This is a genomic window from Chryseobacterium oranimense (assembly GCF_900129755.1).
Taxonomy (GTDB): Bacteria; Bacteroidota; Bacteroidia; order Flavobacteriales; family Weeksellaceae; genus Chryseobacterium; species Chryseobacterium oranimense.
Map to the genome: position 1 here is coordinate 193,211 of NZ_FQWT01000002.1, position 21,140 is coordinate 214,350.

Annotated in this window: 21 protein-coding genes; 11 read left to right on the plus strand and 10 right to left on the minus strand. The window is 37.3% G+C overall.

Annotated features, from left to right (window positions below; translation table 11 throughout):
* Positions 1 to 297: 297 nt before the first annotated feature.
* The 4 genes from rpsJ to rpsL are packed head-to-tail and all read right to left on the minus strand — an operon-like array spanning position 298 to position 3,656.
* Positions 298 to 603 carry a 30S ribosomal protein S10 gene (gene rpsJ, locus BUB03_RS07450; protein ID WP_002661363.1) on the minus strand — a complete coding sequence of 102 codons (306 nt, stop codon included), beginning with the start codon at positions 601 to 603 and terminating at the stop codon, positions 298 to 300.
* Between the two features lie 16 nt (positions 604 to 619).
* Positions 620 to 2,737 (minus strand): elongation factor G, encoded by a 2,118-nt coding sequence (fusA, locus tag BUB03_RS07455; RefSeq protein WP_040993518.1) that lies wholly within the window; start codon positions 2,735 to 2,737, stop codon positions 620 to 622.
* A gap of 6 nt (positions 2,738 to 2,743) precedes the next feature.
* A complete protein-coding gene (gene rpsG / locus BUB03_RS07460; protein ID WP_040993517.1) occupies positions 2,744 to 3,220 on the minus strand; it encodes a 30S ribosomal protein S7 in 477 nt (158 codons plus the stop codon).
* Between the two features lie 22 nt (positions 3,221 to 3,242).
* Positions 3,243 to 3,656: a 30S ribosomal protein S12 gene (gene rpsL / locus BUB03_RS07465; RefSeq protein ID WP_002983146.1), complete on the minus strand. Its 414-nt coding sequence runs from the start codon at positions 3,654 to 3,656 to the stop codon at positions 3,243 to 3,245.
* A 356-nt stretch (positions 3,657 to 4,012) separates the two neighbouring features.
* Between rpsL and BUB03_RS07470 the strand changes: the two genes are divergently transcribed.
* From BUB03_RS07470 to BUB03_RS07505, 8 genes are all read left to right on the plus strand, one after another.
* Entirely contained in the window at positions 4,013 to 4,489 is a 477-nt protein-coding gene (locus tag BUB03_RS07470; RefSeq protein WP_040993515.1) for a Dps family protein, read from the plus strand.
* 93 nt (positions 4,490 to 4,582) lie between these two features.
* Positions 4,583 to 5,761 (plus strand): nicotinate phosphoribosyltransferase, encoded by a 1,179-nt coding sequence (pncB, locus tag BUB03_RS07475; RefSeq protein WP_073061608.1) that lies wholly within the window; start codon positions 4,583 to 4,585, stop codon positions 5,759 to 5,761.
* Between the two features lie 24 nt (positions 5,762 to 5,785).
* Complete coding sequence (locus BUB03_RS07480; RefSeq protein ID WP_040993513.1) at positions 5,786 to 6,256, plus strand: YciI family protein; 471 nt, start codon at positions 5,786 to 5,788, stop codon at positions 6,254 to 6,256.
* Between the two features lie 2 nt (positions 6,257 to 6,258).
* Positions 6,259 to 6,849 carry a hypothetical protein gene (locus BUB03_RS07485; protein ID WP_073061612.1) on the plus strand — a complete coding sequence of 197 codons (591 nt, stop codon included), beginning with the start codon at positions 6,259 to 6,261 and terminating at the stop codon, positions 6,847 to 6,849.
* A 135-nt stretch (positions 6,850 to 6,984) separates the two neighbouring features.
* On the plus strand, positions 6,985 to 8,151 hold the full coding sequence (locus tag BUB03_RS07490; protein WP_073061614.1) for a serine hydrolase domain-containing protein: 1,167 nt from the start codon (positions 6,985 to 6,987) through the stop codon (positions 8,149 to 8,151).
* Between the two features lie 169 nt (positions 8,152 to 8,320).
* A complete protein-coding gene (locus tag BUB03_RS07495; protein WP_073061617.1) occupies positions 8,321 to 8,566 on the plus strand; it encodes a hypothetical protein in 246 nt (81 codons plus the stop codon).
* Positions 8,567 to 8,966: 400 nt separating this feature from the next.
* Positions 8,967 to 10,469, plus strand: coding sequence for a DNA recombination protein RmuC (rmuC, locus tag BUB03_RS07500; RefSeq protein ID WP_394363662.1), 1,503 nt, complete (start codon positions 8,967 to 8,969; stop codon positions 10,467 to 10,469).
* A gap of 37 nt (positions 10,470 to 10,506) precedes the next feature.
* Positions 10,507 to 11,274, plus strand: coding sequence for a TrmH family RNA methyltransferase (locus BUB03_RS07505; protein ID WP_073061620.1), 768 nt, complete (start codon positions 10,507 to 10,509; stop codon positions 11,272 to 11,274).
* A 165-nt stretch (positions 11,275 to 11,439) separates the two neighbouring features.
* Here the strand turns inward: BUB03_RS07505 and BUB03_RS07510 are convergent, their stop codons facing one another.
* Entirely contained in the window at positions 11,440 to 11,781 is a 342-nt protein-coding gene (locus BUB03_RS07510) for a hypothetical protein (RefSeq protein WP_040993509.1), read from the minus strand.
* A gap of 182 nt (positions 11,782 to 11,963) precedes the next feature.
* On the opposite strand from BUB03_RS07510, the gene BUB03_RS07515 reads away from it, so the two are divergent.
* Both BUB03_RS07515 and BUB03_RS07520 read left to right on the plus strand, forming a co-directional pair.
* A complete protein-coding gene (locus BUB03_RS07515; protein ID WP_073061623.1) occupies positions 11,964 to 13,145 on the plus strand; it encodes a hypothetical protein in 1,182 nt (393 codons plus the stop codon).
* The gene (locus BUB03_RS07520) at positions 13,129 to 13,710 is read left to right on the plus strand and encodes a hypothetical protein (protein WP_040993507.1); all 582 of its coding nucleotides are present in this window, start codon (positions 13,129 to 13,131) and stop codon (positions 13,708 to 13,710) included. The genes BUB03_RS07515 and BUB03_RS07520 overlap by 17 nt, the downstream gene beginning before the upstream one ends.
* On the opposite strand, the gene BUB03_RS07525 is transcribed toward BUB03_RS07520, so the two are convergent.
* Positions 13,659 to 14,234 (minus strand): 5-formyltetrahydrofolate cyclo-ligase, encoded by a 576-nt coding sequence (locus tag BUB03_RS07525; RefSeq protein ID WP_073061625.1) that lies wholly within the window; start codon positions 14,232 to 14,234, stop codon positions 13,659 to 13,661. The genes BUB03_RS07520 and BUB03_RS07525 overlap by 52 nt on opposite strands.
* A gap of 3 nt (positions 14,235 to 14,237) precedes the next feature.
* Positions 14,238 to 15,614, minus strand: coding sequence for an oxygen-dependent tRNA uridine(34) hydroxylase TrhO (gene trhO, locus BUB03_RS07530; protein WP_073061628.1), 1,377 nt, complete (start codon positions 15,612 to 15,614; stop codon positions 14,238 to 14,240).
* Between the two features lie 373 nt (positions 15,615 to 15,987).
* Between trhO and BUB03_RS07535 the strand changes: the two genes are divergently transcribed.
* On the plus strand, positions 15,988 to 17,517 hold the full coding sequence (locus BUB03_RS07535; protein WP_040993504.1) for a trypsin-like peptidase domain-containing protein: 1,530 nt from the start codon (positions 15,988 to 15,990) through the stop codon (positions 17,515 to 17,517).
* A 61-nt stretch (positions 17,518 to 17,578) separates the two neighbouring features.
* Here the strand turns inward: BUB03_RS07535 and BUB03_RS07540 are convergent, their stop codons facing one another.
* The 3 genes from BUB03_RS07540 to BUB03_RS07550 all read right to left on the minus strand — a co-directional run bounded on the left by BUB03_RS07540 (position 17,579) and on the right by BUB03_RS07550 (position 21,130).
* Positions 17,579 to 18,034, minus strand: a complete 456-nt coding sequence (locus tag BUB03_RS07540) for a hypothetical protein (protein ID WP_040993503.1) — start codon at positions 18,032 to 18,034, stop codon at positions 17,579 to 17,581.
* Positions 18,034 to 18,414, minus strand: coding sequence for a RidA family protein (locus BUB03_RS07545; RefSeq protein ID WP_040993923.1), 381 nt, complete (start codon positions 18,412 to 18,414; stop codon positions 18,034 to 18,036). Before BUB03_RS07545 ends, BUB03_RS07540 begins: the two co-directional genes overlap by 1 nt.
* Before the next feature lie 130 nt (positions 18,415 to 18,544).
* Complete coding sequence (locus BUB03_RS07550) at positions 18,545 to 21,130, minus strand: putative LPS assembly protein LptD (protein ID WP_394363665.1); 2,586 nt, start codon at positions 21,128 to 21,130, stop codon at positions 18,545 to 18,547.
* Positions 21,131 to 21,140 lie beyond the last annotated feature (10 nt).

Consider the following 21,140-nt stretch of genomic DNA (forward strand, 5'->3'; position numbering starts at 1 on the left):
AATTATTATTTTTATTAATTCTAAATAAATAAAGCAGACTGACATATCTCACCTGCCATGATTCAGCATTATCAGATTATAAATGAGTTTTAAAGTGAAGTGAGGATCCCTTAATAATCGGCAGAACTCATTATAGGTACCAAAGCAAATCCGGTTTAAAGGTATAAGGGAGAAAATAATATTACGATGTATTTTTTATACTGTGTTGGCCGTATCGGACATTTCAATTTTTATAAACAAAAAAAATCCGTTCCTAAAAAGGAACGGATTCTATAATCATTGCAAAGTATGCAGTTATCACACTTTAATTTCAACGTCTACACCGCTTGGTAACTCTAATTTCATTAGAGCATCAACAGTTTTAGAAGAAGAAGAGTAGATATCCATCAGTCTCTTGTGAGCTGAAAGCTGGAACTGCTCTCTTGCTTTCTTGTTTACGTGCGGAGATCTCAACACTGTGAAGATTCTCTTATTCGTTGGCAATGGAATTGGCCCGTTTACAACAGCACCAGTAGCCTTTACCGTTTTTACGATTTTCTCAGCAGACTTGTCTACCAAGTTGTAATCGTAAGATTTTAGTTTTATTCTGATTCTTTGTGACATTTCTTTAATTTAAAAATTAACCTTTTGCTTTAGCAATGATTTCTTCAGCAACGTTTTGTGGAGTTTGTGCGTATTTCTCTAATTCCATAGAAGAAGTAGCTCTTCCTGATGAAAGTGTTCTTAGAGTTGTTACATATCCAAACATTTCAGAAAGTGGAACAGAACCTTTGATTACAACAGCTCCGTTTTTCTCTTCCTGACCGCTGATCGTACCTCTTCTCTTGTTAAGGTCACCGATGATGTTACCCATATACTCTTCCGGAGTTACAACCTCCAGTTTCATAATAGGCTCCATGATCACTGGCTTAGCAGCTTTACCTGCTTCTTTGAAACCAAGCTTAGCAGCCATTTCGAAAGAAAGAGCGTCAGAATCCACTGCGTGGAAAGATCCGTCTTTAAGAGTAACTTTAATACCTTCAACTTCGAAACCAGCTAATGGCCCGTTCTTCATTGCAGCTTTAAATCCTTTTTCAATTGCAGGAACGAATTCTCTAGGAACGTTACCACCTTTGATCTCATTGATGAATTCTAAACCAACTTTACCTTCGTCTGCAGGTCCTAGTTCAAATACAATGTCAGCAAATTTACCTTTACCTCCAGATTGCTTTTTGTAAACCTCTCTGTGGTTGGCAACTCTTGTTAAGTTTTCTTTGTACTCTACCTGAGGTTGTCCCTGGTTTACTTCAACTTTGAATTCTCTCTTCATACGGTCAACAATGATATCCAAGTGAAGCTCACCCATACCAGAGATAATCGTTTGTCCAGAAGCTTCGTCAGTTCTTACAGTAAATGTAGGATCTTCTTCAGCCAATTTAGCTAGAGCGTTACCCATTTTATCCTGGTCAGCTTTAGTTTTAGGCTCAACAGCGATACCAATTACCGGATCAGGGAATACCATCGATTCTAGAACGATTGGGTGTTTCTCATCACACATAGTATCACCTGTTTTGATAGACTTGAATCCTACAGCAGCACCAATATCACCAGCTTCAATATATTCTACCGGGTTTTGCTTGTTAGCGTGCATCTGATAGATTCTTGAGATTCTTTCTTTATCTCCAGAACGAGTGTTCAGGATATAAGAACCAGCATCAAGTCTTCCAGAGTAAGCTCTGAAGAATGCTAATCTTCCCACGAACGGGTCAGTAGCAATCTTAAATGCTAATGCAGAGAAAGGCTCATCTACAGATGGTTTTCTTGTAATCTCAGCATCTGTTCTTGGGTCAGTACCTTTGATATCATCTTTATCCAATGGAGAAGGCAAGTATTTACATACTGCATCCAACATAAACTGTACTCCTTTATTTTTGAATGAAGAACCACAAGTCATTGGGATAATAGATAAATCGATAGTTGCAGCTCTCAATGCAGCATTGATTTCTTCTTCTGTAATTGAATCCGGATCTTCAAAGAATTTCTCCATCAAAGTTTCGTCATATTCAGAAACAGCTTCAACTAATTTCTCTCTATATTCAAGAACTTCATCTTTCATGTCTTCAGGAATTGGAACTACCTCGAAAGTAGCACCTTGTCCAGCTTCATCCCAGATGATCGCTCTGTTTTTAATTAAGTCTACAACTCCTTTGAAATCTTCTTCAGCACCGATTGGTAAAACGATTGGAACTGCATTAGATCCTAACATTTCTTTTACTTGTTTTACAACGTTCAAGAAGTCAGCACCCTGTCTGTCCATTTTGTTTACGAATCCCATTCTCGCAACTTTGTAGTTGTCAGCAAGTCTCCAGTTTGTTTCAGACTGAGGCTCTACTCCATCTACTGCAGAGAAAAGGAATACCAATCCATCCAATACTCTTAAAGATCTGTTTACTTCTACAGTGAAGTCAACGTGTCCCGGTGTATCGATGATGTTGAAGTGGTAAGGTTTAGTTTCAGCAACAGGTTTTCCTTGATCCGTTGGAAAGTTCCAAGAACAAGTAGTTGCAGCAGAAGTAATAGTAATACCTCTTTCTGCTTCCTGCTCCATCCAGTCCATTGTAGAAGCACCATCGTGAACTTCTCCAATTTTGTGGTTTACCCCTGTATAGAATAAAATTCTTTCTGTAGTGGTAGTCTTACCTGCATCAATATGCGCAGCAATACCAATATTTCTTGTAAATTTAAGATCTCTTCCCATTTCAGATTAGAATTTAAAGTGTGAAAACGCTTTGTTAGCTTCCGCCATTTTGTGAGTATCACTCTTTTTCTTGTAAGCAGCACCTTCTTCTCTTGAAGCAGCTACAACTTCGTTAGCTAATTTCAAAGCCATTGACTTATCATTTCTAGCTTTTGAATATTTGATTAACCATTTCATCGCCATAGAAATTTTTCTGTCAGCTCTGATTGGCATTGGGATTTGGAAGTTAGCTCCACCTACTCTTCTAGAACGTACTTCTACGTGAGGCATTACATTAGTAAGTGCATCTTTCCAGATTTCTAGTGCAGTTTTTTCGTTGTCTCCTTTTTTAGTTTCTACGATATCTAATGCATCATAGAAAATTTTAAATGCGATTGACTTCTTACCGTCAAGCATCAGGTTATTTACGAATCTGGTTACCAATTGATCATTAAACTTCGGATCTGGTAACAACGCTCTTTTTTTAGCTTTTGTCTTTCTCATTGTCTTGTACCTTATTTAATGATTATTTTTTCTTTCCTTTTGCTGGTGCAGCAGCTGCCTGACCTGGTTTAGGTCTCTTAGCTCCATACTTTGATCTTCTCTGTGTTCTTCCATTTACACCTGCAGTGTCTAATGCACCTCTTACGATGTGGTAACGTACTCCCGGTAGGTCTTTCACCCTTCCGCCTCTTACCAATACTATCGAGTGCTCTTGAAGATTATGTCCTTCGCCCGGGATGTAGGCGTTGACTTCTTTCCCGTTAGAAAGTCTTACCCTTGCTACTTTTCTAAGTGCAGAGTTAGGTTTCTTAGGAGTGGTAGTATATACTCTCGTACATACACCTCGTCTTTGTGGACAAGAATCAAGGGCAGCCGATTTGCTCTTCTTGGCAAGCGTGGCTCTTCCTTTTCTTACTAATTGTTGAATAGTAGGCATTTAATTGCTTTTTATTTTAGGGTGCAAAAATAGGAATATTTTTTTAATCTACAAATACTTATATAAAAATTAAAATCAAACACTTACATAAAAATGTGGAGGCATTTGAGGAACAGAATAACAGACTGCCGATGTATAGTGAAAAAATATAAAAAAGTTTTCTTTAACAGCAGTTTATTAAATAATTGTAAAATCAAGTATGTCTATGGCTCATTGTACATTATATTAATGTTATTAATTAACCATGTGATAATTCCAAACTATTATAAAAAATTTCCTCATAGTTATCTTCTATGGATTTTAAAGGTTTTTCGGCACAATATTTTCTAATTTTGTTTACATAAAAAAATAAACATATGAAAAATGCAAGCATTATTGGCCTGAAAGAAGCCGATTGTAAAAATATCTCAGAAAAGTTAAATATTTTATTAGCCAACTATTCAGTATTTTACCAAAACACAAGAGGTTCACACTGGAATATTAAAGGAGATCAGTTTTTTACGCTTCATCCTAAATTTGAAGAATTGTACAATAGCCTTGTATTGAAGATAGACGAGATTGCAGAAAGGATTCTTACATTAGGCGCAACTCCTGCCCACAATTATTCAGATTATCTGAAAGTAGCTACGATCAAGGAAAGCAAAGAGGTAACGGACGCCAACAAAAGCGTTGAACTTATCCTGAACTCCTTCAAAGTAGTAATTGATCTGCAAAGAGAACTTCTGGACATCACAGATGCTGCAGGAGATGAAGGAACCAATTCCCAGATGAGCGACTATATTACTGAACAGGAAAAAGAAGTATGGATGTACAACTCTTATTTAGGCAAGTAACAGACAAAAATCATCCGATTAATAAAAAAATCGTCTTACATTTAGGCGATTTTTATTTTAAATAACTATATTTGCGTTAAAATTACACATATCATGTACGGCGTTCGATTAAATTCCATTCTGGATAACGATTTCTATAAAATAACAATGCAAAATGCAGTGGTAAAACTTTTTCCAAGCTCCATTGTAAAATATGAATTCATCAACAGGGGAAAGCACCAGTTTCCGGAAGGTTTTGATGTAGCCCTGAAAGAAGCTGTTAATAAAATGGCAGAATTAAAGCTTACCAAGGAAGAAAAAAAATTCATGGCAAGAACCTGCCCTTATATAGACCTTCCCTATCTGGATTTTTTAGAGGGCTATCATTACGACCCGTCCGAAGTAAAAATTCATCAGGAAGGCAGCGATCTTTCCGTAACCGTTGAAGGGCTTTGGTACAGAACTATTCTCTGGGAAGTCCCTCTTCTTGCTTTAATCAGTGAGCTTCATTATGAAATGAATCATATGGAAAGGGATTCCAATGAAGTTGTTATGAGCAAAACCCTGGAAAAAGCAGACTCTCTTGCAAGACTCGGAGTAAATTTCGCTGAATTCGGTACCAGAAGGAGACATTCTTATAAGGTACAGAATCTGGTTATGGAAGCTTTAACGCAAAATAAGGAATCCACTTTCATAGGAAGCTCCAATGTTCATTTTGCGATGAAGTACGGAGTAAAACCTATTGGCACTCATGCACACGAATGGTTTATGTTCCACGCAGCTGAATATGGATTTAAAATGGCCAACGAAATGGCCCTTGAACATTGGGTGGATGTATACAGAGGTGATCTTGGAGTTGCCCTGTCCGACACTTATACTACCGATGTTTTCTTCCAGCAGTTTGATAAAAAATTCGCCAAGTTGTTTGACGGTGTGCGCCACGACAGTGGTGATCCTCTGGAATTTGCAGACAAAACAATAGCTCACTATAAAAATAACGGAATCAACCCTTTATTTAAATACATTATCTTTTCCGATGCCTTAAATCTTGAAAAAGTAGAAGAAATCACCAATTATTGTAAAGGAAAGATTGGAGTTTCATTCGGAATCGGAACCAACCTTACTAATGATGTAGGCCTGAAACCAATGAATATAGTAATGAAACTTATCGGCGTACAGGCACCGAATAAAGAATGGATTCCAACGGTAAAACTATCCGACGAGCATGGAAAATACACCGGTGATCCTAAAATGATTGAGCTGGCAAAAGAATTTTTAAGAATAAAAGATTAGATATTAGATTTTAAAACATACATTATGAGATTAAAAATTTATTTATCCCTTACCCTTTTGGCGGGAATTTTATCTTTCGCCCAGGTAAAAAAAGAAGAAAAGACAACATTCAACCAGGAACTGGCCACTTCACTCGGAGCAGATAAATATGGTATGAAAGCCTATACTATGGTTATGCTCACCACGGGCTCTGCAAAAGTAGATGACAAGGCCAAAATGGGCGAACTGATGAAAGGCCATCTTGCTAATATCGGAAAGCTTGCCGATGAAGGAAAAATAATTGTGGCCGGACCATTTTTAGAAAAGAATAAAGAAAACTACCGCGGCATGTTTATTTTCAATACAAAATCTAAAGAAGAAGCTGAACAATGGGTAAAAACTGATCCTGCAGTACAGGCCGGTGTGTTCGGTTATGAAATTTTTCCATGGTATGGATCTGCTGCGCTGCCTTTGTATCTGAAACATCATAAGGAAATTTCTAAAGAAAATCCATAGAGATGGGATTTTACAGCAATTTTTCAGAAAAAGACCTGATTGAATCATACACTAATCAGATTGATTATCAAGGGAAAGCTGATAAAGAAATTATAGCTGAAATTTTAAGCAGAGGCTCTTTAGAAAAGTTTCAGGCTAAAATTAATATTCAAAAGTCAATTTTAAATGAACAAAACAGGGTGATAAGAGAAATTCATGGTTACTACATGAACAAATTATCAAAACAGGAGTGCTTACAATTAATACATTCTGATTTACTCACTGATAAAACTATTAACTTTCTGGTAGAGACAAAGTACAGTCAAATACACAAAAATGTTGAAAATTTAAAAGTTGATTCTGAAACAGTAATTAAAGCTATCCTGGGGACTTTTGTCTCTTCAGCAGTCAGCTCAGTTATTATTTTCATTCTTCTTTATAATTTTAATTTTTTAATTGCTTTTAATTTATTTTTATTGATCCCTGTTTATGTCATCAACTATTGGATCATAAGATTATTTACGGGTAAAACAAGGGTGAATCTGGCTGTATTTATTGCCTCATTTGCAGCTACAGTACTTAATTGTATTTACTTCTTTTTAATTGTTGCATAATTTGTACCTTAACTCAAGAAAATATTAATTTAAACTTAAAAAAATCACTATGCTGCAGTATAGTGATTTTTCATTACATTACCCCCTCATTTGCAGACCTATGCGGTCCGGCTAATCCTAATACAATAAATGATAATGGGTATCAATAAATTTCTCTTAGTAACGGTGTACATTAAAGTTCTTTTTTCTTGCTCTGCACCAAGGCAGTCTGTAGGGAGACAAAAAGAAGATTATGCTCAAAAAACCTCTGATCCTTTCTATCAGGAAATTCAGAAAACAGGCTTAGAAGCTTCTCAAAAAAATAATGTACCCGGAGTAGCAGTTGCTTTCATTGAAAATGGAAAGATTGCATGGATACAAGGCCTGGGATACGCAGATCTGGAAAGCAAAACGCCTGTTACAGCGAAAACTATCTTTAATATTGGCTCCATCTCAAAGGTAGTATCTGCTTGGGGGTTCATGCAATTGGTGGAAAAAGGATATATACGGCTGGATGATCCAGTCAACCCGTCGTTAACCCGATGGAAGCTTCCTTCCTCCTCATATGACATATCCAAAGTTACCCTGCGTCGCATACTCAGCCATACAGCGGGGCTTTCTGTGCACGGATATGGAGGTTCTGAACAGGGAACCCCTTTACTCACCCTTGAAGAATCTCTTGACGGAAAAACCAAAAGGAACAGAGAAAGCGTACGCCTTATCAGTGAACCAGGAACAAAATGGGAATATTCAGGTGGCGGCTACACCCTAGCCCAGCTTTTACTGGAAGAAAAAACTAAAGAGAAATTTGCAGACTATATGACAAAAAATATCTTCAACCCTCTTGGATTAAATCATACCAATTACCAATGGACAGATGAAATGAAAGCAGCGTCCGCATCCGCTTATGATACTTTAGGGAAGCCGATAAAGAACAGAATATTTACAGAGCAGGCCGCCGCCGGATTACAAACAACAATATCAGACCTGGCCCATTTCGCTGAGTTATCTCTTACAGCTGATCCTAAGTTTTTAAATCAAGTATTGAAGCCTGAAACCATACAATTAATGGAACAGCCTGTATTGCCATCATCTGATGAAGGAGAAAGCGGTCTGGGATACCGGTTTATGAATTATGAAGGCTTCCGTACAATGGGACACACGGGTGAAAATGCAGGATGGAGCGTTGCTCTGTTTTTGCATTCCTCCACAAAAAGCGGTCTAATCGTACTTTGTAACGGATCCAATGGTGATCGTGTATGGTACCCTGTTTATCAGGCCTGGATAAAAAAAGTAAAAACTATACAGGGAAACATTAAATAAGAAAAAAGCCTAATACTGTGTAATCAAATGATCCCTTTCCAGATTTATTGGTAATGAATTTCATTTTCATTATTTCCTGATATATAACATTATAGTGATTTATTTTTCATATATTTAAATATTCATTTTCAGTACTATACAAACAAAAACTAACTAAAAAATTAATTCCATGAAAAAAACAAACTTAACAAAAATTTCAAGAAATGAATTGAGAGATGTATTCGGCGGGTATTTATATCCGGCACAATGTCCCGGTGGATGCCATGGCGAAGCTATGATCAGATGTCCCGACGGCTCAACCACTATGACCAATTATATATGCATGGGTGGAAGATGCGAAGTGAATACAGGATTCTGTAAGCCTTTGGTTTTAGATCCGGGAACCGTTGATCCGGGACCAGTCCTACTTCCATAATCAGAGTTTAAGATATAAACTTACAGTGAGTCTTTTCGGCTCACTTTTTTACTATATTTAAACAAACAACAATGAAAATGAAAAGGTGTTTATAATTTCAATAAAAGCCCTACTATACAACACAATTACAATCATGAAAAAAAATTTAAGCATATTTCTATTATTTTGTTTATCACTTTTCTGTGCAGGCCAGAATAAGAAATATGCTCATAAAAATCCGAAAAAGCTACTATTATTAAAAAACAATATTCCGTTTCAGATTCATTTAATAGATATTGAATATTACAAATAATAAGATCAAATTTCAACAAAATTGTCTGACCTCAAATAATTGATCATGCCGGAAATTTTAACGGTTTCCCGTAAAAGAAATCAATTTTTCTTTTCGTAATTTTGAAACATGGAGATGACCTATTTAATTATTGGATGTATTGCCGGCGGAATTCTTGGAGCCGTTATTTTGTATTTTGCCTTAAAATCGTCTACGGTTTCAAGAAGTTCATATGATGAACTGAATAATCTGCACATCAAAAACCATTCAGATCTTGAAAATCTCAACCTGAAAGTTCAGGAGCTGAACCAAAGTATCACGAAAGAAAAAGAACTGAACCAGCAGCAAACTGATCTGCTGAATGACCTGAAAAATGAATATGCCAAAATTTCTGCCGAATATGCTTCCCTGAACTCACAGTTTCTGGAGCAAAAACAGCTTAATGCCAAACAGACTACTCAAATCGAAAATCTGATTTCCGAGAAGCAGCATATTTTTGCTAAAAACTCCGAGCTTTCCGCTAAAAACGACAGCATGCAGCAGTCTCTTGATACCCAGAAGGAGGAAATTGCCAAAATTCAGGAAGAATCAAAACTGCAGTTTGAAAATCTGGCCAATAAAATTTTAGAAGAAAAGACGGAAAAGTTTACCACTTTAAATCAAAATAACTTAAAAACCATTCTTGAGCCTTTCCAGGAAAAGATTGCCGATCTTAAAAACAGGGTAAACGAAGCCTACGAGAAGGAAAACAAGGAACGTTTTTCCCTTGCTGAAAAAGTAAAGGAGCTTGCTGAACTGAACCAGCAGATATCCGAAGATGCCAAAAAACTGACCAGAGCTTTAAAAGGAGAAAGTAAAACACAAGGAAACTGGGGTGAAATGATCCTTGAAAGCATCCTTGAAAAATCAGGATTAGTAAAAGGAAGAGAATATTTCCTTGAGCATGAACTTCGTGATGAGGACAATAAAGCCCTTTTCTCCGAATTTTCCGGTAAAAAAATGCGTCCGGATGCCGTGGTAAAGTACCCTGATGAAAGAAATGTCATCATTGATTCCAAAGTTTCCCTTACTGCCTTCACAGAATTGGTGGATGAAAACGACCAGGATGTTTACGCCATGAAGCTTAACCAGCATTTAGGCTCTATCAAGAACCACATCCTCCAGCTGAGCCAGAAGGCCTATGACGACTATGGGAAATCACTGGATTTCGTCATGATGTTTATTCCTAGCGAACCAGCTTATATTGCAGCTATGCAGGCAGATCAGAACCTTTGGAATTTTGCCTACGAAAGAAGAATCCTTCTGCTGAACCCAAGTAACCTGATCACTTCCCTGAAACTTATTGCAGATCTATGGAAACGTGAATACCAGAACAGAAACTCCATGGAAATTGCCGACCGCGGAGCAAAGCTCTATGATAAATTTGTCGGGTTTGTGGAGAACCTTGAGAAAGTAGGAAAAAACCTTGATCAGGCTAAAAATGTATACAATGATGCCTACAAACAGCTTTCTACCGGAAATGACAACCTTGTGATCCAAACCCAGAAACTGAAATCTCTGGGAATTAAAAACAAAAAAGACCTGCCACAAAGCCTTATTGATAATAGTAACTTTTTGGAAACGGAAAACTAAAGCATGCCTAATCACAATTTTTGCATAATTTTGCAGCATGTTGATAGAAAGTTTTCAAAACGATAAAATAAAAAATGTCACCAAGCTTCTGGCAGACAACAGATTCCGCAAAAAAGCCAAAGTTTTTGTTGTTGAAGGACAGCAGGAAAATGAAAGAGCTTTACAGTATGACTTTGAACCTGTAGAGTTTTTTATCTGCGAAAACATCTTCAAAGGACAGCTTCCGGAAGGCAGAATTCATTATGTAAGTGAAAAAGTATACGAAAAAATAGCCTACAGGGGAAGCTCTGAAGGAATTATTGGCATTTATAATACTAAAGAAAATCTTCTTTCATCTTTTGTCCCTAAAGAAAATTCAACCGTCATTATTGTGGAAGGAGTAGAAAAGCCCGGTAATCTTGGGGCAATCCTGAGAAGCTGCGAGGCTTTTGGGATTGATGCCCTGATCGTTGCCAACGGAAAAGCAGACTTTTATAACCCTAATGTGATCAGATCAAGCGTCGGATGTCTGTTCGGAATGGAAGTTTATGATGCTGAAAATGAAGAAACCCTTGAATTTCTACAGAAAAATAAGTTCAATATCTACACAACACTGATGGATGAGACTGCTGAAGATCTTTATAAAAGAGATTTTAGCCAACGTTCCGCCGTATTATTCGGGACCGAGCATTCCGGTTTAAGCGATTTCTGGATCGGGAAAGGAAAAAACACCCTGATTCCTATGGCGGGAAGCATTGACTCTTTAAACCTGAGTAATGCCGTAGCCATTACATGCTATGAGTCACTGAAACAAAAGAAAGGATAATATTCAGAGGAAGGAAGCCTGATGCCGGAAGAGAGAAGTTATTATAATTCATTAAAAGAGCATTAGTAACATCTATCTTCAAATCTTCCGTCTCCTAACAATAAAGCATAAAAAAACCGTCTCACAGGGTGAAACGGTTCTTTTATTGTTAAGCTTATGCTAGAATTATTTCTTAGCAGCGTCTTTAACTTCTTTAGCAGCGTCTTTTGCAGCACCTTTAGCAGCATCAGCAGCACCTTTAGCAGCGTCAGCAGCAGCTTCAGTTGTAGCTTTAGCAGCATCAGCACCAGCAGCAGTTGTAGCAGCAGCAGCATCTTTAGTAGCGTCAACAGCAACGTTAGCAGCTGAATCAATTACTTTAGCAGCAGAATCAGTAACTACAGCAGCAGAATCAGCTACGTTAGCAGCAGCAGAATCAGTAGCTCCTTCAGTAGAAGTAGTTTCAGTTTTTTTACAAGCAACTAGAGAGATTGCAGCGATAGCAGCTACGAATAATGACTTTTTCATAATAAATTAAATTTAATTTTGTTAATATTGTTTTTATAAATTTTCTTCTGTTCTGTTATTTGAACAAGACAAAGGTAGAGCAGATACAAAAGTTGTTTATGAAAAATAATTGTAATACATTTGTAAAATTGTTTTACAAAAAAACAATACTGATAATCAACAATTTAATTATTTTATAAAAATTGACAGATTTAGATCTATTGCATTTTGAACAGTTAAAAAAAGATGTTCAAACAGAATATTTAAAAAAATCTACTCCCTCTCATGATGAAATTTCAAAATGGAAGGGAATAGATATTATATATTTCCAGGAAGACCTCCGCAAAAAGGCCAAAGGCAACATCAGCGAAAAATCTTTTTACACTTATTTTAAAACTTCTCCGGTGACTAAATTACCGCGCATTGATATGCTCAATTTACTGAGTGTTTATGCGGGATACGAGTCCTGGTACGATTTCAAGAAACAGCATCTTTTTGCAGGCGAACTGCTTCAGGAAAATGAAGATCTTGAGCCGGAAGAAGTAAAAGAACTGGAAAAAACAGTCTCTCTATCTCCTGAACTTCCAAAAACTGAGATTTCTACTAAAAAAATTGAATATCAGGTTCAGGAAAATGATGATTTACAAAAATCAACAACTGATAATCAATTAATTAAAGAAAATCCAAAAATATCAGCTCATACAGAAATACAACCAGCAGCACCAAGGAAAAATATCCTTAAAAAAAATGCCTGGGCCATTATTACCACCATTTTAATTGCCGTTACCGGAGTGCTTGGTTTTAAAGATGAAATTTTTTCAAAAACCTATAAATATTGTTTTACCGATAAAGACCGCGGTGTTTCGGTGATCAATACCCTGGAGATAAGGATCATCAAGGAAAATGAATCTCCACTCTTATATAAAATAAAACCTGGTGAATGTTTTTATTATTCTACCAAAGATAAAAACATCAAAATGCAGATCAGCGCTCCTTTCTATGAATACCTGGAAGTGAACAGAAATCTGGAAAACGCTCCTGAAGAGGAAATGATAGAGCTGAAACCTGACGATTATAAAATGGCTGCCTATTATTTCTCCATTAAAGATGTAAAAGGCGGTAATTCTGCTGAACAGGTGGCTCTTATCAAGCAGAAAAGAAATCAGCTGGAAAGTCTTATCAGTAACAATGCGGTTATTTATCAGGTATATGATAATAATACATACGGTATAGAAAGACTTGACAAGCAGAAGTATATTACACTCGTTACAACTCCAACCACATCTTTGAAAAATCTTAGTGTTATTGAGATGAAAAAGGACAATAAAGGAAAAATAGTCTCCATTAAATTTAAAATCGCGTCTACAGATGAAAAAAATAAATAAATTCCTAATCTTCGCAGTACTTTTTTTAGCATTTGTTTCCTGTAATAATAAAAATAAAGAAGTAAGCGATCTGGATATGCTCAGAAACAGCAATAATATAAAAAGCTATCCGGCTGTACAGATGGACAGCATGCAGGCTATCAATTCCATTACGAAGCAGAAAGTACAGGAACTCCTGGATCTTTCTACCCTATACCTTTCCGGCAACAGAAATACAGAAGTAGACACTTTTATCTATTCCCAGATGGAAAGTTATTTCCACAAGCCCGATTCTACAACGTTTAAAAAGCTATTCCATGAGCTGGACAGCCTTAAAGTAAAATCGGTAAAAGTAAACAACCTGAGTGTTTATAAAGAATTCTATAAAAAGGATACTCTTGATTACGCCAAGTTCAATCTTGAATACTTTGACGCGAAAAATAAATCGCTGGGGACCTTTGAGAAAAATGCCCAGTATATCCTGCTTTCTACCCCGATGATTAAAAAAGAATTTAAGTTTTACTTCTTAGATTTCTATTCCGATCCGTTAAAGAAAGACAGTACTTCTGTAGGCGTAACCAAATAATCTAAAGGAATATCATTTTCCCAGGCATCATCGATTGTTTCATCAGGGCTAAAGTAATTGACTCCAATTTTTTTGGATGCAGCGGAAATACTTTGGAAAAAGGCATCGTAAAAACCTTTTCCATAGCCTATCCTGTTTCCTTTATGATCGCAGTAAAGTAATGGAGTAATCACAAAGTCAAAATGCACTTCCTGTGAGTCTTCGTTGGAAAGAGGTTCTGAGATGCCCCAGCTGCTGGTCTCAAAGACCGTATCTTTATTGATCTCCACTGAAATCAGGGTATTTTCAACAACCTTTGGTACGAAAACACGGATATCCGCCTTCAAAAAAGCATCAATAAAAGTTCCTGTGTCAATTTCCTTAAACTTTTTTATAGGCATAAAAATATGAGCCTTCTGCCCTTTTTCAGGTTTAAAATAAGCCAGGAAATTAGTCAGGATCTTTTCAGATAACAGGAAAGCCTCATCAGATGACAAGGCTTTTCTTTTTTGCATATATTCTTTTCGAAGTTCAGCTTTAAACATAGCTTATCCGTTTTCAGGCTGCAATATTTTATATAGTTTATCAGACAAACGAACTCTGAACGGAAGTTCAAAAGTAATCTGATCCCCCACTTTTGCAGTTTCGCAAGGACCTCCGTTGGCATAAATTTCTGTAATGGTAACTTCCTGCTCACCGGTTGTAGGTCCAGAAATCAGGACTTTATCACCTACTGAAATCTCTTTGTTTTCAATTAAAAACTGGGCAATCTTTGATTTTGAATAATAGTGTTCCGCCTTTCCGATCAGTGTCTTTTTAATTTTGATTTTCTGGCGAATATCTTTTGTTTCTGCCTTTGCTACTTTTCCTAAAGGCTGGGCAGATAAATCTCCTGATTTTTTAAATTTCAAAGTTTCGGATTTTCCTTTTCTGAAAACTTTATTTCCGACCTGCAATCCCTTTCTCAGTTTTAACTGCTCTTCCAAAGGTAAATGTATTATTTCCAGACATTCTGTGGAGCAGCAGTTTTCCATAGCTGCTTTACATTCATCACATTGAATGAACAGTAAATGACAGGCATCATTGGCACAATTGGTATGGTTATCACAAGGCTTTCCACACTGGTGGCACTGAGAAATAATATCATCAGTAATTCGTTCTCCCAAACGGTGGTCAAACACAAAATTCTTCCCTATAAATTTACTTTTTATACCTTCTTCTTTGATCTGGCGAGTATATTCAATGATTCCGCCTTCCAGCTGGTAAACATTTTTGAAACCCTGATGCTTGAAGTAAGCGCTGGCTTTTTCACAACGGATTCCTCCTGTGCAATACATCAAAAGGTTTTTATCTTCTTTAAAATCCTGCAGCTGCTCGTTTATAATCGGTAAACTTTCCCTGAAATTTTCCACATCAGGAGTAATAGCTCCTTCAAAATGCCCTACTTCACTTTCATAATGATTTCTGAAATCCACTACAATCGTATTAGGATCTTCAAGCATATTATTAAATTCCTGTGCCTTTAAATGGATTCCTTTATTGGTCACATCAAAAGAATCGTCATTCAATCCGTCAGCAACAATTTTGTGTCTAACTTTTATGGTCAGTTTCAAAAAAGAATGATTGTCTTGCTCAACCGCTACATTCAGGCGAATACCCCTCATAAAATCATATACTTCCAGCGTATCCCGAAAAGCCTCAAACTGATCTGCAGGAACGCTCATCTGAGCATTAATTCCTTCATGGGCAACATAGATACGGCCAAGCGCATCAAGGGCATTCCAGGCTATAAATAATTCGTCGCGAAATTTTTTGGGATCTTCAATTTTGGCATACGCATAGAAAGACAATGTAAGGCGTTCCTTACCGGCTTCATCAATAAGTTGAGCTCTTTCTTCTGCGCTTAAGGTGTTATACAGTTGCATGCTATAAACGTTTTAAGTGAGAAAAATATTTCTGCAAATATAATCATTTTTCAAATGAGTCCGTGTATGAGCAATGTCATGGTTCGATGAGCTGGCCGATCCCTGCAATAATCATTCATAGTACTTAAAAAAATTTCGTATCTTATTGCAATCATTTGACGCTGTGCATTTGTAAAAATGTCAGTTTTTCTTTAATAATATTTTAAGTTTTGTTAATGCGTGTATTTAAGATTATGACATAATGTATAAAATGACACAATAGCCGTTAAATTTTAGTTAAAATTGAAACGCAGCATGCTAATTGCATACTTATTTAGCATTAAATTTGTTTACGATAAAACAAAAAATCAATAAATAAAAAGAAAGATATACAATGAAGAGTACTTTAAAAAAACTATTACCATTTGCAGTAGTGGGAGTTGTCTCAGGAGCTACTACCGTTGGGACAATACAATATTTCGGTCAACATTCCAATAACGGCGACCAGTCTTATTTTACAGCCGCCGCACCTAATGCATCATTCGTAGGAATGAATACGGGAGCTGTAGGTGACGATTTCGTAAAAGCATCGAAAACAACAGTACCGGCTGTGGTTACCATTAAAAATTACCAGAGCAGATCAACAAGCAGAGCTTCAGAGCAGGATCTTTTTGATTTCTTCTTCGGAGATCCGTTCGGAGGAGGAAGAGGCCAGCAGAGACAGAAGCAGCAGGCACCGGACAACATGCCATCAGGAATGGGTTCGGGGGTGATCATTTCTCCGGACGGATACATCATATCTAACAACCACGTTGTAGCAGGAGCCAACAAACTGGAAGTTGTTTTAAGCAACAAGAAATCCTATATCGCAACGCTGGTAGGAACCGATCCAAATACCGATATCTCTTTATTGAAGATTGAAGAAAAAGGACTTCCGTATTTAAATTTTGCCAATTCAGACAATATTGAAGTAGGACAATGGGTGCTTGCCGTAGGAAACCCGCTTGGATTAAATTCAACGGTTACTGCGGGAATTGTTTCAGCCAAAGGCAGAGGAATCGGAATCCTTGGAGGTCAGGGAAAAGCAACCAACCCAATTGAAAGTTTCATCCAGACCGATGCAGCCATCAACCCTGGTAACTCAGGAGGTGCACTGGTTAACGTTAACGGAGACCTTATCGGGATCAACTCTGCGATCCAGTCTACCACAGGGTATTATCAGGGATACGGATTCGCCGTTCCTTCCAATCTGGCAAGAAAGATTGTTGAGGACATCAAGAAGTTCGGAATTGTACAGAGAGGATTCTTAGGCGTATCATCATTAGATCTTTCCAACGATCAGCAGGTAGCTGCCTACAACCAGCAGTTTAAAACCAGCATCAAAGCAGGATCAGGGGTATACGTAACCGGATTCGGTGATAACAGCGGTGCAGAAGATGCAGGACTGAAAAAAGGCGATATCATCACTAAAATAGACTCTTATGATATTACTGATTTCGCTGACCTTTCCATGTCCATCGGAAGCAAACGTCCTGGTGATAAAGTTCAGGTAACTTATTTAAGAAACGGTAAAGAAAATACCACTACAGTAACCCTGAAAGATCAGAAAGGAGGAACTTCCACTAGAACAAAAGCTGATCTTAGCGTGGCTGAAAAAATAGGGGCAGAATTCGATCCGCTTAGTGAAAAATTCAAAACAGAATACGGATTGAACAGCGGTGTTGTTGCTAAAAATGTAAGCGAAGGAAGCGAGATGGCCAAGATCGGAATTGTAGACAATTATATCATTATAGAAGTGAACGGCAAACCGGTTAATTCGCAGAAAGATGTAGAGAAAATCCTTGATAAATACCAGGGTAATGTACAGGTGAAATTTGTAGATGATTACGGAAGAATTTATACGAAAGGATTTAAGATGCCTTAATAAACACTAACAATAGTCTTTTATATTATAAAAAAACGCTGCAGAATCTGCAGCGTTTTTTTTATTTGGATTTGTTCATTTTCTCGGCAATCCTCCTTTTACTTTTCCGTTCATAAATAACCGCTACAATTTTTCCCCCAATCCACGAAAATGGGAAAAAGGTCAGGAAAATAGAGATCTTATAAAACGTTGGATGGTATGGAAATACAATAACATCCAGCATGGCTATGAAAAGCATAATGAATCCGATAAGAATAGCATAGGCCACCTTAGCATACTTTACAATAAGCGCTGTAGCAACTCCTCCTATCGTAGTCCCAAGACCAGAAATAAACAGCAGAAATCCGAAAAACGCATTATCGCCTCTCATGCTGTAAAGAAATCTCTGCCAGTGCTCAAAAGGGGCAAAAGCTTCGAAAGTGATCCATTGCGGAAAAACCCTTATACCAAGAGTAATAGTAAGCCCAGCTATGGCAAGACCTACAAGAACCGCAATTGTATTTCTTATAAAATTCATTAATCCTGATGTGCAATCATGGAAATTTCGATATCAACATTCTTCGGCAGGCAGGAAACCTGTACTGTTTCACGGGCCGGATAGCTGTCTGCATCAAGATATGAAGCATAAATATCATTCATTACTGCGAAATCGTCCATACTTTTAAGGAAGATAGTAGCTTTCACCACATTTTTGAAGGTTAACCCCGCTTCTGTAAGAATCGCCTCAAGGTTTTTCATTACCTGATGTGTTTCCTTCTCAATTCCCTCTACCAGTTTACCAGTTGCAGGGTCTACAGGGATCTGTCCGGAAATATATAAAACTCCGTTTGCCAGATTAGCTTGTGAATAAGGCCCGATTGCAGCAGGTGCATTAACTGTGTTAATTATTTGTTTCATAAGTGGATATTTATTTTTTTCCAATTTCATATGTAATCACTATCTGTTGTAAAATTTCGTCAACAGCGATTCATTAGAATTTATTTTGGTTGCAAATATAAAATTTATATTTACAATTGTCAATCTGATATTAGAAAGGTGCGCCAGGCTGTGTAAAACTTCTGTCCTTGTATTTCAAAGCATCACTCAGGATATTAGCTTTAATACCGATAAAGAAGTCATATACCTTATACTGCCCGAAAGGCACCCAGTTGAAATTGATCGTGAAACTTCGCTGATCTCTGGAGAACCCGATTCTTGTGTAGGCAAGATCTTTGGTTACCAGGTCAAAATGCGTGCTTCCGTTGATATTCCAGTAAGGAGTAAGTTTAATACTTCCATCCAGACCTATAGAAGCAATCTTTGTACCCAATGCAGACAATCCTTTTGAATAAGCATAGTTGGCATTGATATTTAAAGTCCAGGCCTGATCGAAATGGGCATAATTATCATCATCAAAATAATAATTTTCATTCCTTATTTCTCCTTTTGCAGGATATTTTTTAGAATAGTCAGTTTTTTCGCCAAAGAGCTCGCTGCTTAAAGGATAGGATAGCTGTACATTGAATCCCTGCACACTGAAGTGGCCAAACTGTTCTGTTCTTATTCCCTGTGTGGCACCCGGTTCAAAAACAATTTTATAAGGTTCCAGTGAAAGACTGGTATTAACGTTTAATTTATTATTAAAGAAAGAAGACTGTCCGTTGATGCTGAACACAGACCAAGGATGGTCCTTAGCTGCGAAATTGTAATTCCCTGAAAGGTTAAGGGATTCGAAGATCTTTATTTTCTTTACGCCGGTAGAATCACTTTTGGATTTTACTTTCATTTCAATATTGTTCCCGATATTAAAACCTAGCGCTCCTACCACACCGCTTGACGGACTTCCTACAATTCCTTTTTCAAAAATAGAATAAGGGGTCAGCGCTCCTTCTGCGTTATAATAATTTCTGTAATATCCAAACCCGGGACTCGAGAAGTCCGGTGAATAAGTGAAGCTAAGACTTGGCGTCATCATGTGTCTTACTGCTTCTACTGCAGAGCCTTTTTTAAATTTCAGCATCCCGTAAAGGGTCGTCTGGAGACTGGCAGATGTTGAGAACGTAGAGTATCCTGCAATGTTTTTCTGGATTTCATCCACGTCCGCATTTTTCACAGGATCATAATATTTCTTTAGAGTTTTTGTAGTTAAAGCATTATCAACAGTTGCGTTTAAACTGAAAGTAAAATATTTGGCCACCGTTGTATTGGTTCCCAGGGCAATATTATTTTTAAGTCCAGTTTGCATCTTGTCCCACATCGCTTTTGTAAAAAGTTCATTTTCCTGTGTCGTTACAAAGTTGGTCAGGTTAAAACCTGTATTCACCGTAATATTTTCAAGAAGCCCTTGTCTTACTCCCGTTTTCGATTTAAACAGATAAAACTGGTTGATGGCTACATTCAATTGAGGAAGACGAAGATCCGCAAGCCCGGTCGCAAAATTTTGGGAGTATGATGCCGTTCCCGTAATTGTTGCAGGAAGCTTTAAGAATCTTTTCGTAACCGTTACCGCTGAACTCTGCTGCGTATTCAGAACGTTCTGGTTGAAAATATAATTATTGTTAAGCGGGTTGTTATAAAATTTGGTACTTACGACATCCACAGAAGCACTGAAAGTCAGGAAAGGGTTTGCCTTGGTATCCTGCGTGTGGGTCCATGCAATTCTGTAGGTACTGTTTTTCGTATAATCATCCAATCCTTTAATCCCTCTTACCATTGTTCCCACATCTGCTGTAAATGTTCCGGAATAGCGGTATTTCTTCAGATAATTCATCTGCGGCCTCAGGTTCCAGCTTCCTTTGGTATAAATATCGGCAAGTATTTTAAGATCAAAATGCTCCCCTATTGGCTGGTAATATCCTAATCCGTTGAGGAAGAACCCCACATCTTCCCTTTCCCCAAAACTTGGAATAAGGATACCTGCTGCCCTCTTCTCCGAAAACGGAAGAATGGCAAACGGAAGGATAAGAGGCGTAGGAACCCTCTCTATATACATTTGAATAGGTCCGGTAACAATCTGTGACTTGTTTTTGGTTTTGATCAGCTTGATGTTAGATGCCCTCATAAAGTAATCCGAAGCCGTATCTTTCTTCTTGATATAGTATTCGTCCGTAGTATAATCCGCATTCCTCATGGCGAAAACGGAATCATTATACTTCTTTGTTTTCTGTGCTGTGATGACCCCTTCACTTTCTTCTGTCCTTGCATTGAAAGCTATCGCCTGCTTGGTTTTGGTATTGTAGCTGAACTCATTGGTTTCATACTTTTTACCGGCCTGAGTTGTAATTACAGGTTCAATAATTTTGCCTAAGGAGTCCTGCTTCCCTCGTGCATAGATGAGATTTTTATTGTCATCGATAGAAATATAATCTGCATCGATCTGCATGTCCTGGTATTTTACCTGGGCATTTTTATTCAGGAACGTCATTTTCTTTGGAACATCTCTTCGCTGGTCATCTGCTTTTGTGCGGAGAACATCATCTAAAGCTTCCTTTTTTACTACAATGGTATCCTTTTTGGAAATAGTATCATTAACCGCATTTTTAGGCAATTTTTCAGGCGTTTTCTGTGCTAAAAAATTGTTAAAAATTAGGATAATTAAAATTTGTAATATATTTTTGAGGACGGTTTTGGCCAATTTTATTCTA

Excerpts from the sequence above, each read along its gene's own strand:
- BUB03_RS07525 (WP_073061625.1), bottom strand. The coding sequence starts at position 14,234 with ATGTTTAAAGCTGAACTTCGAAAAGAATATATGCAAAAAAGAAAAGCC.
- fusA (WP_040993518.1), bottom strand. The coding sequence starts at position 2,737 with ATGGGAAGAGATCTTAAATTTACAAGAAATATTGGTATTGCTGCGCAT.
- BUB03_RS07505 (WP_073061620.1), top strand. The coding sequence starts at position 10,507 with ATGTTGATAGAAAGTTTTCAAAACGATAAAATAAAAAATGTCACCAAG.
- rpsG (WP_040993517.1), bottom strand. The coding sequence starts at position 3,220 with ATGAGAAAGACAAAAGCTAAAAAAAGAGCGTTGTTACCAGATCCGAAG.
- BUB03_RS07485 (WP_073061612.1), top strand. The coding sequence starts at position 6,259 with ATGGGATTTTACAGCAATTTTTCAGAAAAAGACCTGATTGAATCATAC.
- BUB03_RS07520 (WP_040993507.1), top strand. The coding sequence starts at position 13,129 with ATGAAAAAAATAAATAAATTCCTAATCTTCGCAGTACTTTTTTTAGCA.
- rpsL (WP_002983146.1), bottom strand. The coding sequence starts at position 3,656 with ATGCCTACTATTCAACAATTAGTAAGAAAAGGAAGAGCCACGCTTGCC.
- rpsJ (WP_002661363.1), bottom strand. The coding sequence starts at position 603 with ATGTCACAAAGAATCAGAATAAAACTAAAATCTTACGATTACAACTTG.
- trhO (WP_073061628.1), bottom strand. The coding sequence starts at position 15,614 with ATGCAACTGTATAACACCTTAAGCGCAGAAGAAAGAGCTCAACTTATT.
- rmuC (WP_394363662.1), top strand. The coding sequence starts at position 8,967 with ATGGAGATGACCTATTTAATTATTGGATGTATTGCCGGCGGAATTCTT.
- BUB03_RS07535 (WP_040993504.1), top strand. The coding sequence starts at position 15,988 with ATGAAGAGTACTTTAAAAAAACTATTACCATTTGCAGTAGTGGGAGTT.
- BUB03_RS07470 (WP_040993515.1), top strand. The coding sequence starts at position 4,013 with ATGAAAAATGCAAGCATTATTGGCCTGAAAGAAGCCGATTGTAAAAAT.
- BUB03_RS07510 (WP_040993509.1), bottom strand. The coding sequence starts at position 11,781 with ATGAAAAAGTCATTATTCGTAGCTGCTATCGCTGCAATCTCTCTAGTT.
- BUB03_RS07480 (WP_040993513.1), top strand. The coding sequence starts at position 5,786 with ATGAGATTAAAAATTTATTTATCCCTTACCCTTTTGGCGGGAATTTTA.
- BUB03_RS07545 (WP_040993923.1), bottom strand. The coding sequence starts at position 18,414 with ATGAAACAAATAATTAACACAGTTAATGCACCTGCTGCAATCGGGCCT.
- BUB03_RS07495 (WP_073061617.1), top strand. The coding sequence starts at position 8,321 with ATGAAAAAAACAAACTTAACAAAAATTTCAAGAAATGAATTGAGAGAT.
- BUB03_RS07490 (WP_073061614.1), top strand. The coding sequence starts at position 6,985 with ATGGGTATCAATAAATTTCTCTTAGTAACGGTGTACATTAAAGTTCTT.
- pncB (WP_073061608.1), top strand. The coding sequence starts at position 4,583 with ATGTACGGCGTTCGATTAAATTCCATTCTGGATAACGATTTCTATAAA.
- BUB03_RS07540 (WP_040993503.1), bottom strand. The coding sequence starts at position 18,034 with ATGAATTTTATAAGAAATACAATTGCGGTTCTTGTAGGTCTTGCCATA.